16 protein-coding genes are annotated in these 15,158 nt (G+C 67.8%); 6 read left to right on the top strand and 10 right to left on the bottom strand.

All coding sequences use genetic code 11. The features are described from left to right. Positions 1–1,083 (top strand): peptidase C39 family protein, encoded by a 1,083-nt coding sequence (locus MRBLWO12_RS02935; RefSeq protein ID WP_363552526.1) that lies wholly within the window; start codon positions 1–3, stop codon positions 1,081–1,083. Beyond that, positions 1,080–2,150: a PLP-dependent cysteine synthase family protein gene (locus MRBLWO12_RS02930; protein WP_363552524.1), complete on the top strand. Its 1,071-nt coding sequence runs from the start codon at positions 1,080–1,082 to the stop codon at positions 2,148–2,150. The genes MRBLWO12_RS02935 and MRBLWO12_RS02930 overlap by 4 nt, the downstream gene beginning before the upstream one ends. 250 nt (positions 2,151–2,400) lie before the next feature. Here MRBLWO12_RS02930 and MRBLWO12_RS02925 read toward each other — a convergent pair whose 3' ends face one another. From MRBLWO12_RS02925 to MRBLWO12_RS02910, 4 genes are all read right to left on the bottom strand, one after another. Continuing rightward, the gene (locus MRBLWO12_RS02925; protein WP_363552522.1) at positions 2,401–2,793 is read right to left on the bottom strand and encodes a VOC family protein; all 393 of its coding nucleotides are present in this window, start codon (positions 2,791–2,793) and stop codon (positions 2,401–2,403) included. Positions 2,794–2,867: 74 nt separating this feature from the next. Beyond that, positions 2,868–3,017 (bottom strand): hypothetical protein, encoded by a 150-nt coding sequence (locus MRBLWO12_RS02920; RefSeq protein ID WP_363552520.1) that lies wholly within the window; start codon positions 3,015–3,017, stop codon positions 2,868–2,870. A gap of 132 nt (positions 3,018–3,149) precedes the next feature. Beyond that, positions 3,150–4,223 (bottom strand): redox-regulated ATPase YchF, encoded by a 1,074-nt coding sequence (ychF, locus tag MRBLWO12_RS02915; RefSeq protein ID WP_363552518.1) that lies wholly within the window; start codon positions 4,221–4,223, stop codon positions 3,150–3,152. A 48-nt stretch (positions 4,224–4,271) separates the two neighbouring features. Next, complete coding sequence (locus tag MRBLWO12_RS02910) at positions 4,272–5,012, bottom strand: class I SAM-dependent methyltransferase (RefSeq protein WP_363552516.1); 741 nt, start codon at positions 5,010–5,012, stop codon at positions 4,272–4,274. Between the two features lie 60 nt (positions 5,013–5,072). On the opposite strand from MRBLWO12_RS02910, the gene MRBLWO12_RS02905 reads away from it, so the two are divergent. Both MRBLWO12_RS02905 and MRBLWO12_RS02900 read left to right on the top strand, forming a co-directional pair. Then, positions 5,073–5,666 (top strand): 3'-5' exonuclease, encoded by a 594-nt coding sequence (locus MRBLWO12_RS02905; protein WP_363552514.1) that lies wholly within the window; start codon positions 5,073–5,075, stop codon positions 5,664–5,666. 59 nt (positions 5,667–5,725) lie between these two features. Next, entirely contained in the window at positions 5,726–6,979 is a 1,254-nt protein-coding gene (locus tag MRBLWO12_RS02900) for a DNA recombination protein RmuC (protein ID WP_363552512.1), read from the top strand. Between the two features lie 50 nt (positions 6,980–7,029). Here MRBLWO12_RS02900 and MRBLWO12_RS02895 read toward each other — a convergent pair whose 3' ends face one another. Both MRBLWO12_RS02895 and glpX read right to left on the bottom strand, forming a co-directional pair. Further along, on the bottom strand, positions 7,030–7,323 hold the full coding sequence (locus MRBLWO12_RS02895; protein WP_363552510.1) for a hypothetical protein: 294 nt from the start codon (positions 7,321–7,323) through the stop codon (positions 7,030–7,032). Between the two features lie 225 nt (positions 7,324–7,548). Then, positions 7,549–8,535, bottom strand: a complete 987-nt coding sequence (glpX, locus tag MRBLWO12_RS02890) for a class II fructose-bisphosphatase (protein WP_141872599.1) — start codon at positions 8,533–8,535, stop codon at positions 7,549–7,551. Between the two features lie 184 nt (positions 8,536–8,719). Between glpX and fbaA the strand changes: the two genes are divergently transcribed. Then, positions 8,720–9,748, top strand: coding sequence for a class II fructose-bisphosphate aldolase (fbaA, locus tag MRBLWO12_RS02885; RefSeq protein ID WP_363552508.1), 1,029 nt, complete (start codon positions 8,720–8,722; stop codon positions 9,746–9,748). An 89-nt stretch (positions 9,749–9,837) separates the two neighbouring features. Here the strand turns inward: fbaA and MRBLWO12_RS02880 are convergent, their stop codons facing one another. From MRBLWO12_RS02880 to MRBLWO12_RS02865, 4 genes are all read right to left on the bottom strand, one after another. Continuing rightward, positions 9,838–11,097 carry a hypothetical protein gene (locus tag MRBLWO12_RS02880; protein WP_363552506.1) on the bottom strand — a complete coding sequence of 420 codons (1,260 nt, stop codon included), beginning with the start codon at positions 11,095–11,097 and terminating at the stop codon, positions 9,838–9,840. A 29-nt stretch (positions 11,098–11,126) separates the two neighbouring features. After that, positions 11,127–11,645 (bottom strand): DUF6264 family protein, encoded by a 519-nt coding sequence (locus tag MRBLWO12_RS02875; protein ID WP_363552504.1) that lies wholly within the window; start codon positions 11,643–11,645, stop codon positions 11,127–11,129. A gap of 237 nt (positions 11,646–11,882) precedes the next feature. Next, positions 11,883–12,674: an IclR family transcriptional regulator gene (locus MRBLWO12_RS02870; RefSeq protein WP_363552502.1), complete on the bottom strand. Its 792-nt coding sequence runs from the start codon at positions 12,672–12,674 to the stop codon at positions 11,883–11,885. A gap of 2 nt (positions 12,675–12,676) precedes the next feature. Then, a complete protein-coding gene (locus MRBLWO12_RS02865; RefSeq protein ID WP_363552500.1) occupies positions 12,677–13,756 on the bottom strand; it encodes a 4-hydroxy-3-methylbut-2-enyl diphosphate reductase in 1,080 nt (359 codons plus the stop codon). Positions 13,757–13,856: 100 nt separating this feature from the next. Between MRBLWO12_RS02865 and xseA the strand changes: the two genes are divergently transcribed. Continuing rightward, a complete protein-coding gene (gene xseA / locus MRBLWO12_RS02860; RefSeq protein WP_363552498.1) occupies positions 13,857–15,134 on the top strand; it encodes an exodeoxyribonuclease VII large subunit in 1,278 nt (425 codons plus the stop codon). The last annotated feature ends 24 nt before the right edge of the window (positions 15,135–15,158 follow it).

Below are 15,158 nucleotides of genomic sequence, written 5' to 3'. Positions count from 1 at the left end.
ATGCGTACCGCACATACGATCGAGACGGGGGCGTCGCCGCTGCGGGTCGCAGATGAGATCGAGGCGCTCGGCGCCGCACCCGCGCGGCTCGAACGTTGGCGCCTCCCCCGGATCGGCTACCACCCGGTGGTCCACGCCGTCCGGGACTCCGGCGGAGAGCTGATCGCCGCAGCGCTGACGAGCGGCCGCCCGGCAACGTCGGCGAGGAAGATCGTGGACCTGTGGTGGACTGAGGAGTTCGCTGCCGCCGCCGTGCTCGATGCGGTGGTGGACGACGCCCGCAGGAACGGTGCGGTCGCCATCAAGTGGGAGATCGCGGGCGGCGCATCAGCGCCCGCGTTCCTCTCGGACCGGGGGTTCGAAGCCATGCGGCGTCCGTGGGCCGCGGTGGGCACCGAGCAGGTTGATGGCTACGTCCTCTGGCTCGCGGCCTCACACCACGAGGAGCCGGGATACTACGCGCAGACCACGCTCTTCACCTGCGGCGCGGTCGCCGCATTGATGGCATCGGAGGGCACTGCGGGCGGCGGGTTCCACGGCGACGAGTCCGACCGCGAGCTCGAGATCGACTTCTGGCGACGTGCGAGCAACTACCCGGCCTGTGAACCGATCGGGCTCGCGGTGGCGGTGCACGATCATCTCGCGCACACCCCGGTCGAAGTGGCTCTCGACCTCGACGGGCCGGCGCTGCTGGAAGGCTTCACCGGCTTCGACCGCTCGTTCCGCGAGGAGCTGCAGGCCGATTCCTTGCGGCAGGCGACTGCTCGGGGCATCGGGGTGCGCCGCGATCGGGTCACGGTCTCCGAGATCGTCACGCGTGTCGGGAACGGCGAGCGTGCGCTGCTGCTCATCGATGAGGCGCCGATGCATGGGGAGGCGGGGCCGCACTGGATTCTGGCGCATTCCGTCGTCGGCGGTTCCGTCGTGGTCGAGGACCCGTGGATCAGCGTGGATGCCGGAGAGACATGGGTCGACACCCACGAACTGCCCGTCCGCCCCGACGATCTCGATGACCTCGTGCGATGGGGGCCGGATGGCTACCGCGGAGTGATCTTCCTGCCTGCGGTGAGCGGGCACGGATGAGAGACACCGACGCATCCTGGCGCACGCGCGCGATCGGTCTGCTCGACGCTGATGCCAACCGCAGCGCCGACACGCACCTGCATGCGTTCCCTCTGCCTGCCGAGTGGGGCATCGACCTCTACCTCAAGGACGAGTCGGTACATCCCACGGGCTCGCTCAAGCACCGACTCGCCCGCTCCCTGATCCTCTACGGCCTCGTCGGCGGCATGATAGACGCCGACACCACGCTCGTCGAGGCGTCCAGTGGTTCGACGGCAGTCTCGGAGGCGTACTTCGCCAGAATGCTCGGGCTGCGCTTCATCACCGTCGTCCCCCGCTCGACGAGTCGAGAGAAGCTGGACCTCATCGAGTTCCATGGCGGCGTCTGCCATTTCGTCGATGAGCCCCTCCAGGTGTACGCAGAAGCGGAGAGGATCGCGGCGGAGTCGCGCGGCCACTACCTCGATCAGTTCGGCTATGCCGAGCGCGCGACGGATTGGCGTGGGAACAACAACATCGCGGAGAGCATCTTCCGCCAGCTCGCCCTCGAACGGCATCCGATCCCGACCTGGATCGTGGTCGGCGCCGGGACCGGTGGCACATCTGCGACCATCGGGCGATACGTGCGCTACCAATGCCATGAGACGCAAGTCGCGGTGGTCGATCCCGAGGGGTCCGCGTTCTATCCCTCCTGGCATAGTGGCGATGCCTCCCACGTCACCGGGGCGTCATCGCGCATCGAGGGGATCGGTCGACCGCGCGTGGAGGCGTCCTTCCTGCCCCAGGTGATCGACGAGATGATCGCCGTCCCGGATGCCGCGTCCCTTGCCGCGATGCATCTTCTTCACGAGCGGACCCTGCATCTGGCGGGCGGGTCGACCGGCACGAATCTGTGGGGCGCCTTCGAGCTCATCTCCCGAATGCGCGCAGCCGGGCAGGCCGGAAGTGTCGTCACCCTCATCTGCGACAGTGGCACGAGATACATGCGCACCTACTACGACGACGACTGGATCCGTGAGAACGGACTGGACCTCGCGCCGCATCGGGCCCGCATGGTCCGTTTCCTCGACGGTGGCACGTGGGAGTGACTCAGCCGACGCGGCGCCGATGATCCCTGGGAAGGGTGGTGGCGCTGGCACCCGGGCATGCGCCCGCATCTCGGAGAACTGCAGTACTTCGGATGCTGTAGCGGGTACTGCTCCGCAATGCTGCAGAACTCCTGATCCGCGCACGTGCCCCCGCGACTCAGTTGTTGCGCGGACCTCGACGCGTTACACCAGCGCCAGAGGTGTGGTCGACGAGGTCGGACAAGAGCGCGCGCAGGAATGTCGACGTTCGCTACACGGTCGCAAACAGAGAGTGAATGTTTCCCTCCGGATCCGCGAAGAAGCCGGCGAACTGGCCCCACTCCCGCAACGCGGGTCGACCCGACGGCGTCGCCCCCGCGGCGACCAGCTGATCGTAGCGCCGCTCCACCTCGTCCGCGCTATCGCACTGAAGATTCAGTTCGAATGCCTGGCCAGTGAACTGCGCACCATATGCCGGGTGCCCGTCGGTGTGCCCGCTCATCAATTGACGAGAGAATATCGCGACGCGCACCCCGTGCCCCCCGAACGCGACGTACGCGTCTTCGCGAACCTCCACTACCCAGCCGAGCGCGAGCTCATAGAAATCAGCAAGAGTCGGTACATCATCAGCGAGAACGGTAATGCCTTCGAGATGAATCGTCATGCGGCGACCATAGCCGGGGCGTCCGACATGAGCAGCGTGTCCTGGATGGAGGCGAGCTCGGGAGAGACCTCACCTCATCCCTGGTCGACGCCCTCCGCTGTCCGCTCGCTCTCACCGTCATCGGCGCCCCAGACAGCATGACCGTGCTGCCAGATCCACCAGAGGTTCGCACTCGAATCCTGCACCCGTGCGAACTGCGTTGGACCTGTCAGGCCGGCGAGCATCGCTCCATCCGGCTCACGAGCGAACCACAGATCCCCATACTCGACGGCCGGGACGAGCTGGCGCTCATCTCGCGACGCCCGCGCCTGCCATACACACTCCAGCGCACGCGAGTCGGTGAACCGCCAGAGCGCTCAGTTGTTGAAGCGGAACTCCACCACGTCGCCGTCCTGCATGACGTAGTCCTTGCCCTCGAGGCGGGCCTTGCCCTTGGCGCGGGCTTCGACCACGGAACCGGTCTCGACCAGGTCCTCGAACGAGACGATCTCCGCTTTGATGAAGCCCTTCTCGAAGTCGGTGTGGATCACACCGGCAGCCTGCGGAGCCTTCGAGCCCTTAGGGATCGTCCAGGCGCGTGCTTCCTTGGGCCCGGCGGTCAGGTACGTTTGCAGTCCGAGGGTGTCGAAGCCGATGCGGGCGAGCTGGTCGAGGCCGGACTCGTCCTGACCGGTCGAGGCGAGCAGCTCCGCCGCATCCTCGGGGTCGAGGTCGATCAGCTCGGACTCGATCTTCGCGTCGAGGAAGATGGCCTTCGCCGGGGCGACGAGAGCGGCGAGCTCTTCCTTGCGCGCGTCGTCGGTCAGCACGGCCTCGTCGACGTTGAACACGAAGATGACGGGCTTGGCCGTGAGCAGGCCCAGTTCCCGGATCGGCGTCAGGTCGATACCGGCGACCGACAGCAGCACACCGCGCTCGAGGGCATCCTTGACGGCGACTGCGGTCTCGAGCACGACCGGCTCGATCTTCTTCCCGCGTACTTCCTTCTCGTAGCGGCTGATCGCCTTGTCGACCGTTTCGAGGTCGGCGAGCATGAGCTCCGCGTTGATGGTCTCCATGTCGGAAGCGGGGTTCACCGCGCCATCGACATGCACGACGTCATCGTCGGCGAATCCGCGGACGACCTGCGCGATGGCGTCGGCCTCACGGATGTTCGCGAGGAACTTGTTGCCGAGACCCTCGCCCTCGCTCGCGCCACGCACGATGCCGGCGATGTCGACGAACGACACCGCGGCGGGCAGGATGCGCTCGCTGCCGAAGATCTCGGCGAGCTTCTCGAGACGGGGGTCGGGCAGGTTCACCACGCCGACGTTCGGCTCGATCGTCGCGAACGGGTAGTTCGCTGCGAGCACGTCGTTCTTGGTGAGTGCGTTGAAAAGGGTGGACTTGCCGACGTTGGGCAGGCCGACGATTCCGATTGTAAGAGCCACGGGGCACGAGTCTACCGGTCGAAGATGCCCGGGACGCCGGGCCGGTGTTCAGTCGCGGACCGCGCGGAACGCCCTGGTGACGTAGGGAAGCTCGATCGCACCGGACTCGTCGAGTCCGAGTTCGTCGAACAGCGCGTCCATGTCCCGCCGGATTCGCACCTTCTCGTCCGCGGATGCCGCGATGACGTAGCTGCGCGACATGGCCATGCTGTGCAGCTGCGCGCGCGTCATCGGGCGCGGCCACTCCCACGTCTCCTCCTCGACAGGCCCGAACGGGGCGTGCACGACGGGGTCGCCCGCGGCCAGCATCTCCTCCGCGGCGCTGCCGTGCATGATCGCCGTGAGCCGGCGCACCCACTCCTGACGTTCGTCACGAATGTTCCAGATCAGCCCCAGCACTCCCCCGGAGCGGACGACGCGGCCGATCTCGGCCGACGCCGCGACAGGCTCGACCCAGTGCCACGCCTGACCGAGCACGACCGCGTCGAGACTCGCCTCAGGGAGGGGCAGCCGCTCCGCAGACCCGACGAACGTCGGCACCCCCGGGATCGCGTCGCGCAGCGCGGCGAGCATGGCCGGATCAGGATCCAGCGCGACGACCTCGGCATCGGGCGCGGCGACGAGCGCGCGCGTGAGCTTGCCCGTGCCCGCCCCGACGTCTGCGATGCGCCGAGACCCGTCGGGCATCCGCTCGAGCATCCATGCGACCGCGTCGAACGGGTACTCGGGCCTGCCGACCTCGTAGTTGCCTGCCTGTGCACCGAAGGATGTCGCGCGCTCATCAGCCATGTGACCAGCCTACGGCGAGTCCTCCGAGCACCGCCGACCCATCGGGAGAGAGTGGATGACGTGCCCCTGGACTTCACCGCTATCGACTTCGAGACGGCGAATTCCAGCCCCGCCTCAGCCTGCTCCGTCGGACTCGTCCGCGTGCGTGACGGCGAGGTCGTCGCCACTGCCGGTTGGCTGATTCAGCCGCCCGCCGGCCACGACGAGTTCCAGGAGTGGAACGTGCGCATCCACGGCATCCGGCCGGAGGACGTGCACTCCGCAGACACCTGGCCCGAGCAGTTCGACCGCCTGTGCGACTTCGCCGGTGCCGATGTACTGGTCGCGCACAACGCCGGCTTCGACCTCAACGTGCTGCGTCGCGCCTCCGAGGCCACCGGCGCGGTGTGCCCGCCCTATCGCTCGCTGTGCAGCCTGCAGGTCGCTCGCAAGACCTATCAGCTCGACTCCTACCGACTGCCTGTGGCGGCGGCCGCGGCCGGTTTCGCAGAGTTCTCACACCACGACGCCCTCGCGGATGCCCGTGCGTGCGCACAGATCGTGATCGATTCCGCGTGGCGCGCCGGAGCTGCGGATGTGCACGCCCTGGCCGACTCCCTCGGCCTCCGTGTCACCACCCCGGCGGTCGCCGTTCCAGAACGCGCGGTCGCCTGAGCTCTGGTGCTCGTGGCGCGCTGCGCCGCAATGTCTGACCCCTGCGGCACCATGAGGCTATGGATGCTCCGCTGATCGTTCTTCTCGTCCTCGCGGCGCTCGTGACCGGCGGCGCGCTGGGATGGGCGCTCCACACCGGCCGCGGTGCCGCCGCCCTCGCCCGCGCCGAAGCTGAACTCGCGGCGGCGCGGGATGACCGCGACCGCCAGTACGACCTGTATCGCGACGCGGTCGAGCACGCCCGCACCGAACAACGTGCCGAGGCCCAGCGCGTGCAGCAGCAGAACGCCGTGCTGACTGCGCTCGCACCGGTGCGCGAGAGCCTGCAGCAGATGCAGAGCAAGGTCGCCGCGATCGAGCAGGAGCGGCAGGCGCAGTTCGGCACGCTCGCCGAGCAGCTGCGACGTGCACAGGAGTCCGATGAGGCGCTGCGCGCCACGACCGAGTCCCTGGCCGGAGCGCTCCGATCCACCGCCACGCGCGGCGTCTGGGGCGAGACGCAGTTGCGCCGTGTCGTGGAAGCGGCGGGCCTCACCCGTCATGTGGACTTCGACCTGCAGACGACGATCTCCTCGGACCGCGGGCAGGGCCGCCCCGACATGGTCATCCGGCTCGCCGGCGGAACGTCGATCCCCGTCGATGCCAAGGTGCCCCTCGATGCCTACCTCGAGGCCTCAGCGTTGCCCGGGGGCGACGCCCACGAACCGCGGCGCCGTGCGTACATGCAGAAGCACGTCAAGGCGGTGCGCGCGCACATCGACGCGCTCGCGAAGAAGGCCTACTGGTCGGGGCTCGATGCCAGTCCCGAGTTCGTGATCTGCTTCCTGCCCAGCGAGTCGTTGCTCGCCGCCGCGATCGACGAAGACCCGACGCTGCTCGACTATGCGTTCAGCAAGCGGGTCGCGCTCGCCTCTCCGGTGAATCTCTGGGCCGTCCTGAAGACCGTGGCCTACACCTGGACGCAGCAGGAGGTCTCGACCGAGGCCAGGAGCCTGCTCAACCTCGGCACGCAGCTGTACGACCGTCTGGGCGTGCTCGCCGGTCACGCCGACGATCTGAGGAGGGCCCTCGAGCGAACGGTCGACAGCTACAACAAGTTCGCCGGCTCACTCGAGAATCGCGTGCTGGTGACGGCGCGGCAGTTCCCCGGCATCGATGCCTCGACGCTCGACGCTGCCCCGCAGGTCGTCACCGCGTCAGCGCGACGGTTCACCGCACCGGAACTGGTCGGGACCGATGACGAGCCAGATGCAGTTGCGCTGCGAGCCGATGTCGGCGAAGTCCGTGCGCGCCTGCACGAAGACCGTCCGTGAGCTAACAGCCCCTGAGGCCAACAGCCTCTGGGATCGAGCGGCGGTGAAGGTCAGGCAGCGCCGGGAACACCACTCAGCAGCAGAATGACGAGTCCACTGGTCGCGAGGAAAGCGCCGATCATCCACCAGGAGCTGAGTTCGTGACCCTCGTCACGACGCTTGCGGAAGAGAACGTCCGCCCGACGTGCCGGGTCGATCGCGACGGGACCGGGAGCGACGGGCGCGGCCGGGGCCACTGCTCCGCCAGCTTCGACATCCGCGCTCACACGCAGGATACGACCCGTGTTCGTCGTGACGATCTTCGTTGCTGCGGCCGTGGGGCCGTTGTGCTGCTGAATTGCCATGTGCTCGCCCTCCTGTGCCTGCGGTGCCTGGCGGCTCCGTCGACGGCGACAAACCCAGTGACAATTGTGACACGCTGCCCCTGCAATCAGGGGACCAGCGACACGAAGAGCGGTACCGGGTCGGTAACGATGGCGAACGCGACGTCATCCGCAAGCGCGTGCGGGAAGGGCACTCCGCGCGGCTCAGGCCCTATGCAGAGCCAGCGCGAGAGGCCGCCGCAACGCTCACAGCCACTTGGAGACGAGGTGCTCTGAGGCGATACGGCGCAGGGTTCCGGACGCGCCGCGCAGGACGACGCTCTCGGTGTACACGTAGCCGCGCTCGCGACGCACGCCGGCGACGAGCTGGCCATCGGTGACGCCCGTCGCGACGAAGATGGTGTTGCTGCCCTGCACGAGATCGTCGGCTTCGTACACGCGGTCCATCTCGAGACCGGCATCGATCCCGCGCTGACGCTCGTCGTCATCGCGTGGCCACAGCTGCCCCTGGATGTGTCCGCCCAGGGCCTTGATGGCACACGCCGTGACGATCCCCTCGGGGCTGCCGCCGACTCCGACGCACATGTCGGTGCGGGCGTCATGCCGCGCCGCGTTGATACCGCCGGCCACATCGCCGTCGCTCATCAGGCGAGTACCGGCGCCGGCATCGCGGATGTCCTGGATCAGCTTCTCGTGGCGCGGACGGTTGAGCACCGAGACGACGATCTCGTCGACGGGCTTGCCCAACGCACCGGCGAGCTTACGGATGTTCTCGCCGATCGGCAGCCGGATGTCGACCACGCCGACGCCAGCAGGCCCGGTGACGAGCTTGTCCATGTAGAAGACGGTGGAGGCGTCGAGCATCGTGCCCCGGTCGGACACCGCGATCACGGAGAGAGCGTTCTGGCGTCCCGCCGCGGTCAGCGAGGTTCCGTCGATCGGGTCCACGGCGATGTCGCACAGCGGGCCACGCCCCGTGCCCACGACCTCGCCGTTGAAGAGCATCGGCGCATTGTCCTTCTCGCCCTCGCCGATCACGACGCGACCCTGGAAGTCGACCGTTCCGAGGAACGCGCGCATCGCGTCGACAGCCGCCCCGTCGGCTGCTTCCTTCGCCCCGCGACCGATGAACGGTACGGCGCGGATCGCCGCCGCCTCCGTGGCGCGCACCAACTCCATCGCCAGGTTGCGGTCGGGACGAAGCGGGCTCAGATCAGCAGTCAGACTCACCATGCGGTCAGCCTAGTCATCGACATGCGCAGAATCGCCTGCTTTCGGGTCTACAACGACGAAGGAAACGTGATTCTTAACAGAACGGCAGATGCGCAGGCACCCGCGGCTCCTCCCGCCTTCGGCATCCGCCTGCGCGCCCCGATAGAGTGACTGCTGTCCCGGCTCACCAATCGCAGGAGTTCTCATGCCCGTCGCCACCCCGGATCAGTACGCTGAAATGCTCGACCGCGCGAAGGCCGGCGGCTTCGCGTACCCCGCATTCAACGTCTCCAGCTCGCAGACGATCAACTCGGTCCTGCAGGGCCTCACCGAAGCCGGCTCCGACGGCATCATCCAGGTCACCACGGGTGGCGCCGACTACTTCGCCGGCCACACCGTCAAGGCCCGCGCCACCGGCGCACTCGCCTTCGCGCGCTACGCGACCGAGGTCGCGAAGAACTACCCGATCACGGTGGCTCTGCACACCGACCACTGCCCGAAGGACGCCCTCGCCGGTTTCGTCGAGCCGCTGATCGCCGCCTCCGAAGAAGAGGTCAAGGCCGGTCGCAACCCGATCTTCCAGTCGCACATGTGGGACGGCTCCGCCGTGCCGCTCGCGGAGAACATCGAGATCGCAAAGGACCTCCTCCCCCGCATGAAGGCGATCAACGCCATCCTCGAGGTCGAGATCGGCGTCGTCGGCGGCGAAGAGGACGGCGTCGCGCACGAAGGCTCGAACGAGGCGCTCTACACGACCTTCTCCGATGTCGACCAGGCCGTGCAGGCGCTGGGACTGGGCGAGCAGGGCCGCTACATCGCCGCGCTGACCTTCGGCAATGTGCACGGTGTCTACAAGCCCGGCGGCGTGAAGCTGCGTCCGGAGCTCCTCGGAGAGATCCAGGCACAGGTCGCCGCCAAGTACAACACGGGCGCAAAGCCCCTCGACCTCGTCTTCCACGGTGGATCGGGCTCGACGGACGAGGAGATCGCCCTCGCGGTCGCCAACGGCGTCATCAAGATGAACATCGACACCGACACGCAGTACGCGTACACGCGGGCGATCGCCGACTACATGTTCAAGAACTACGACGGCGTCCTGAAGGTCGACGGCGAGGTCGGCAACAAGAAGCTCTACGACCCCCGCGCCTGGGGCAAGGTCGCCGAGACGGCCATGGCCGCCCGCGTGGTCGAGTCGACCCGTCAGCTGGGCTCGCACGGCAAGTCGCAGAGCTGACGAACTCACCTCTGCACACGAGAGATGCCCCGGCCGAATGGTCGGGGCATCTCTCGTGTGCGGCGCGTGCTGCACGCGACGGCGTGACGTTATCCGCGACGACGCCTGCAGATGCGGGTGAGCCAGATCGCGGTGTCGATCATCGCGTCGATCACGAGGAACACGCCCACGCTCTTCACCGCTCCGCGCGAGCGGGACATCACCCACATGCCAGCCCCGAGTTCGCCGAGCGACACCAGGAGCCCGCAGACAGGGCGACGGCGCACCGCATCGGCCAGTCGGGCGAGCGGCCGCTGTCGACGGGTGAGTGAGGTGACCTCTCCGATTCCGGCGATCGCCGTTTCACGTGCCGCGATCCACCAGCCCACCGGAACGAAACGTCGCCCCACAGGCTCTGCGGAATCGTCGAACGCTGCGTCGATGAGGTCGGACGGCACGCCGAACGCCGCGATGAAGGCCCGCTGCCGCGCCCGCTCCCCCGCCACTCCGCCGAGCGACTCCGGGATCAGCGCACGGTGCGCCGCGTCGACGTCGAGCGCCACCCGGGCCGCGACCTCGAGGAGCTCGTCCCTGCTGCCATCACCTTCGGTCAGCAGGCGGCGATAGATCTCCGCGGTCTCGGGCACGGTGATGGCGTCGATGTCGAGCACGGCCTGCGTGTCACGCTCGGCATCGGTCCAGAACGGGACGACGCCGCCCCCGCCCACCGTCACCTCGAACCAGCTGGCGGAGTCGGCGCGGTTCAACTCGACCAGAGGCAGGTCGGCCCGGGAGGTAACCCAGTAGCCGGTCGCGTCGGAGGTTTCGAGCCGCTGCAGCGACCAGTCGCCGGATTCACGGTGGTCGACGGTCGCCCCGAGCGCCGTCGCGAGGATCCGCGCGACGGCTGGACCTCGGTGCGAGAACGTCGACACCCGCACGGTCGGCGGATCGAACGCGTCCGCCTCGAGCGGGGCGTCCCGCTCGGCACCCATCGGCGGAATCGACTCTTCCGCAGCCTGCGAATCCTCTTCGTGCTCGGAATCGGCGTCGAACGCGAGGTCGAGATCCCCATCCACGTCGAGCCAGAGCGTGAGCTGCTGCTGCTGGAACGCGACGCGCAGGTCGGCGGCTGTCAGCGTCGACTCGACCCGGTCGTCCCCGCTGAGGGTCAGCACGTGACCGTCATCGGTCACCGGGATGGCGAGCACCGCCTCCTGCCGATCACCCCACTCACCGGTCGCATCACGCAGGCCCGCCGGCACGCGCAGACGGGCGAGGATGTCGGTCGCAACGGTCCTCGGGTCGGATCCGTCACCACGATCCACGGACGCGTAGGAGACATGGACGCCGAAACTGTTCTGGAGCACCTTTCGACAGTACCGACCGCGGCGCGGGACTACTGACCGAAGGAGGTCACATACTCCATGAAGGCGGGGTCGCCCATCATCGGCACCGCGATACAGATCGACGTGACGAGGAGGGTCACTACGGCACCCACGATCGGCACCCACCACGACAGCTTTCCGCGGCGCAGACGCCGAACGGACAGTGCGGCCGTGACGCACCAGCCGATCACGAGAACGATCGCCGCGATGGTCCCCCAGAGGCGCCCTTGCGCGAAGTTCGTGAACTCGCCGTCGATCCCCATCATCTTCATCGTCTGGTTCATCGACGCGGGCAGGTCGAGATACGACATCGCCGTCATGACGACGTTGACGAGGCCGTAGGCGAGCAACGCGATGGTCGCGAAACGATCCACCGGTCGCCGTCGGGCGGGCTCTGCCACCACGGCCTGCGGGGCCGGCTCAGGAGCCACGACAGCGGGCTGCACTTCGGTGAGCGGCGGAAGACCGGCGGCCAGCCGCTGCTCTTCCGGGGTTGCGAGTTCGCCGTACTGGGGCCGTGTATCGCTCATCCCGCCATGCTAATCGCCGCGTGTGTGAGCGGGCTGCCAGTCGGCAGGTCCGAAAACGATGGCGGCCCCGAAGAATTGGGGACTCTCGGGGCCGCGGACGAGGAACGCTGGGGACGCTCCACATCCAATTGGGTCTCGGAGAGCTGGGGACAATCCGCCGACCCGTAGTGCCGTTTGCACAGACGACTACTCGTCCGATCATAGGAAAGCGATTCGCTTAACACCAGGTCGGTTTCTTCAGATAGTGAACTCGCCCCCGGGGCTCGAGCCGTCCAAGGAGTCAGCGCCGAGCTGCAACGACAAACGGCGCGCCGTGCTCTGCAGCCGTGAGACCAGCGCTCGATCGACGATCGCCCGATCGGCCGGCAGCGAGATGGCCAGCGAGGCCGTGACGTTCGGGGCGATCACCGGGACCGCGACGCAAGTGGCGCCGATCACATACTCCTCTCGGTCGACTGTCCACCCGGGCGAATGCTCCAGCTGGGTGAGCAGGATCCGCCGATCCTTGATGGTCCGCGGGGTGAGCTCTTCCAGCCGGTGTCGCGAGAGGTAGTCGAGGCGATCGTCGCCGGGGAGATCCGCGAGGATCTGCTTGCCCAACGCTGTCGCGTGTGCACTGGACTGCAACCCCACCCAGAGCTCGACACGAGGGTTGTGCACGGCGTCGACGATGTCGACCAGATGCATCTCACCGTCGTCGAAACGCGACAGGTACGCGGTGGCCCCCAGCTCGTCGGTGACATCACGCAGTGCGGCGCGCACCCGGGCGAGGAAGACCCCGCGCGCATCGGTCTCGTGCTGGAACGCCGGGAATCGACTCCCGAGCACCAATCCGTCCGGCTCCGACGCGAGGTAGCCCTCATGGATCAGCGTCCGGACGAGATTGTAGGTCGTGCCCGGCGTGAGACCTGTGATGGCCGCCAGCATCTTGACGGGAAGCGGTCGTGGCGAGTTCGCGACGATGTCGACGAGACGAAGCGCACGCTGCACTGACCCGATGAGGGTCGGCTCCGCTTCCGCGGCGCTCAACGCTACGCGCCTCCTCCGGTCGCGCGTCCCCCGAGCGCACGATCATCACGCTGGCCGGAGGCGTCGTGACGCAGCTCCTTCGGCAGGGAGAACATCAGGTCCTCCTCAGCTGTCTTGACCTCTTCGACGTCACGGTACCCGGCGTCATCGAGAGCATCGAGGACCTCGCGCACCAGAACCTCGGGCACGGATGCACCGCTGGTCACGCCGACCGTCTCGACGCCGTCGAGCCATTCCTGCTGAACCTCTTCGGCGTAGTCGACGCGGTACGCCGCCTTCGCGCCGTACTCGAGCGCGACCTCGACGAGCCGAACGCTGTTCGAGGAGTTCGACGAGCCGACGACGATCACGAGATCTGCCGCAGCGGCGACCTTCTTGATCGCGACCTGGCGGTTCTGGGTCGCGTAGCAGATGTCGTCCGACGGCGGATTGTGCAGTTCGGGGAAGCGCGTGCGCAGACGGTTCACTGTCTCCATGGTCTCGTCGACCGAGAGCGTGGTCTGCGAGAGCCAGACGACCTTCGAAGGGTCCTTCACCTGCACGGTGTCGGCCTCGTCCGGCGAGTTCACGATGGTGACGTGGTTCGGGGCCTCTCCTGCCGTCCCCTCGACCTCCTCATGCCCTTCGTGACCGATCAGCAGGATCTCGAAGTCGTCGCGGGCGAACCGCACGGCCTCGCGATGCACCTTGGTGACCAGTGGGCAGGTCGCGTCGATCGCGTGCAGGCCGCGGTCAGACGCCGCCGTCACCACGGCCGGCGAGACGCCATGCGCGCTGAAGACGACGTGCGCACCCTCGGGCACCTCGTCGACCTCTTCGACGAAGATCGCGCCCTTCGCCTCGAGCTCGGTGACGACGTGGATGTTGTGCACGATCTGCTTGCGCACGTACACCGGAGCCCCGTAGCGCTCGAGCGCCTTCTCGACGGCGACCACGGCGCGGTCGACGCCGGCGCAGTATCCGCGCGGCGCAGCGAGCAGGACCCGCTTCTGTCCGACGACCGGGTTATCCTGAAGCCGCCCGGACGACGCACGCACTCGTGGGATGCGCGGGGCAGGGAGATGAACGACAGTCGAGGTCACGCTTCGATTCTACCGGCGCTTCACCTGGAAAGGCCTGGGCGCGCCCTCAGTCCCCCGGAACCACCGACACCATGATCAGCGGCAGGAGAACAGGCAGCGCATGACAGTCTTCGAAGCCGCACAGGGTGCGGGGGAAGCTCCCCCGGCGGATGCGGTCGCTCCACGCGATTCCACGGCGGAGGCCCCCACCTCCGTCGCCCGCCTCAACGGGACGATCCGCGACTTCATCGCACGCTGGAACACGGTCTGGGTCGAGGGCGAGATCACCTCGTGGAACGTGCGCGGCGGCAACATCTTCGCCCGCCTGAAGGACACACAGTCCGACGCGCAGATCTCGATCCGCGTGTGGTCGAGCGTGCGCGGACGCATCCCCTCCGATCTCGGCATCGGCGATCACGTCGTTGCCGCCGTCAAGGCGGACTACTTCGTCAAGGCCGGCGACTTCAGCTTCACCGTGTCCGCCATGAAGCACGTCGGTCTCGGCGACCAGCTCGAGCGGCTCGAGAAGCTGCGCGCACAGCTCCGCCAGGAGGGGTTGTTCGACCTCGCGCGCAAGAAGCGCCTGCCCTTCCTCCCGCACGTCATCGGACTGATCACCGGCGAGCGATCCGACGCCGAGAAGGACGTGCATCGCAACGCCGAGCTGCGCTGGCCCCAGGTGCGCTTCCGCACCGAATATGCGGCTGTGCAGGGTGACCGCTGCGTCCCCGACACCCTCGCCGCGCTGGCCCGCCTCGATGCAGACCCCGAGGTCGACGTGATCATCATCGCCCGCGGCGGAGGCGACCCGCAGACTCTGCTCGGCTTCAGCGACGAACGCCTGGTTCGAGCGGTCGCCGCGGCATCCACTCCGATCGTCAGTGCGATCGGCCACGAGAACGACCATCCCCTGCTCGATGATGTCGCCGATCTGCGAGCGTCCACGCCGACGGACGCAGCGAAGCGGGTCGTCCCGGACGTGGGTGAACAACGCGCGTTGATCGCCCAGCTGCGCTCGCGGTCGACCACTCGCATCACACAGCGCCTGTCGCACGACATCGCGCAGCTGGAACAGTTGCGCTCGCGTCCGGTGCTGCGCTCCCCCGCTCCCATCATCGACGCGCGCGCTCAAGAGCTGTGGCTCCTCCTCTCTCGGGGACGCGAGACCATGACCAGGCATTTCGACTCCGCCGGCCGCCGCACGAGCGAGCTCCGCGCGTCGTTGCGAGCGCTTTCCCCCGCGGCGACGTTGGCGCGCGGCTACGCGATCGCGCACCTCGACGGTGGCGTGATCCTGCGCGATGCCGCACAGGCTCCGGCTGGCAGCGCCCTGACGATCACGCTCGACCGAGGATCCGTGGCCGCGCGCTCGGAGGGCGAGATCGCCGAGGAGACCTGACCTCGGTGCGTTCCCCCCTTGCTC

It is taken from the genome of Microbacterium sp. LWO12-1.2 (genome assembly GCF_040675875.1).
Taxonomy (GTDB): domain Bacteria; phylum Actinomycetota; class Actinomycetes; order Actinomycetales; family Microbacteriaceae; genus Microbacterium.
Note: the sequence above shows the minus strand (reverse complement) of the source record. Positions and strands in the feature narration are given on the sequence as shown.